Annotated in this window: 2 protein-coding genes; both read right to left on the minus strand. The window is 57.8% G+C overall.

Annotated elements, in window-relative coordinates:
* A partial coding sequence (locus HRU21_13395) for a hypothetical protein (GenBank protein ID NRA43278.1) occupies positions 1–657 on the minus strand: 657 nt, incomplete at its 3' end.
* A gap of 8 nt (positions 658–665) precedes the next feature.
* The coding region (locus HRU21_13400) for a hypothetical protein (protein ID NRA43279.1) at positions 666–1700 on the minus strand (1035 nt) is incomplete at its 5' end.

Here is a 1700-nt window from a genome sequence, read left to right on the forward strand (position 1 = left end):
TGCAAAGATATCGCCCGAGGATGTCTCGATGGTGATCTGCTGCAGATTGGGAAACAGTCGGAAGATGAGCGGCTTCAAAATGTTGGTGTCGTCGTAGGTAATGTCGTGGGCTTCCTGTTTCTTGATGTTGTGCATCACAAAGTCCGTCAGTCGGCGGTCCTTCATCTGGTTCAGCTGATACAAATCGAGCACGACGTGTGTTTTGTGGCGCGTGAATGCGAAGAAGTTGTCCAACGCATACGCGTCGCAGTTCGGGTTCGCCGCAAAGGGTTCGCCCAACGCGGAGGCCATCGCAGCGCGCACGATATCGACGTCGCGCGTGCTCACTTCGATTTCGTTCATGTTCCGCTGTCCGGATAATATCGCATCGAACTTCCAAAACGCGTCCATCGAACGCCTGTAATTCAGCGCCGATGCGATGATAATCACAGATGCGACCTCCACTTTGTAAATTGACCCGAACCACAGGCGCTCGTCCTCCTCGGTGAAGGCGCTGAGCCACGAACAGTCCCAAAAGCGCTCATAGTCACTGTTTCCCCTTTGGTTATCGAGCACAATGACCATTCCTCCGTCGCCGGCGAAGCGCGTGGCCACCGCCTTCTGCTTCGAGGTCGACGTCGGTCCGTTGAGCGCCAAAGCAAACGACGGCATATTCATTACGCACTTCATTCCCGTGAAAAACGGACCCTTTTCCTCAACCCCGTCACTGCCGTAGTACTGCACGGCCTCGCGGAGATAGCGCGACAGAAAATAGAATTTCGCGTTCCTTTCTTTGACGGCGGCGAAGCTTTCGTTCCATTTAATTTTGCGAAACGAACGCCCGAACGCAAAGCACAGATCGCTGAAGTCCGTGTAAAGCACAACGGCAAACAAATGATGCGCGCGCAGCGGGGAACCGTAGGGAATGTCGTAGTGCAGAAAGTCATTGTACTTGTCTTCATTTTCCTGCAAATGGCCGTCCGAAGGTACGCGTTCCCTTTGTCGATGACCTGTTCCTCGAACTCTTTCGCTCCGACAAAGCCCGAGCTCAAAATCTCGGATTTCAACGAATCGAAGCGCGGAGAGACACAGAGCTCGGCGACGGTATAACCGCCAAAGTCCATGTTCTGATACGACCGACCTCGTTTCACCTCCGCGTCGCTGCGTCGCGCGTACCACGGCCAATACCAAAACAGGAAACCGGTGCTGAGCTGCGCGCCGGCGACGCGGTGCGTGCGCAGGAAGTCGTTGAGCGCGTCGCCGAGCTCGCTTCCGAAGCGGCGCAGGTTCGATTGGGCGGCGTCTGCGACATCGAACAGCACCGCGTCGGACTCAAACTCTTCCGCGGCGATGAATTCATAGAAATCGCCTTTGGCCGCCGCATCGGCGACGCGCTCCGCAATGTGCTCGCGCATCCGCTCGCTTTTCGTGGCTTCGGCGCCGTCGTCGTCGCCGTGCTCTGCCTGCGCCGCGATGTTGAATTTGGCGCTGTTTTGAGTGTCGATGCGCTCGAAGGCGTGCTCTGAGCGCGCGCGCACAATCTCAAGCGCCATTCGCCTCATTTCCACGTCGCGCTCGATGCCGCCGTCGCTGCCCAATGCCTCGTCGCTCTCGATGTCGTCACTCTGTGCGGCGCAGCGCAGCCCGAGCTGCTCGAGGTGGAACAGGCTCAGGTGCACGCTGTCCATCGTCGCCGCGCACAGCGAGTACGCGCCGCCGCC

The organism is Pseudomonadales bacterium (genome assembly GCA_013215025.1).
Lineage (GTDB): Bacteria > Pseudomonadota > Gammaproteobacteria > Pseudomonadales > DT-91 > DT-91.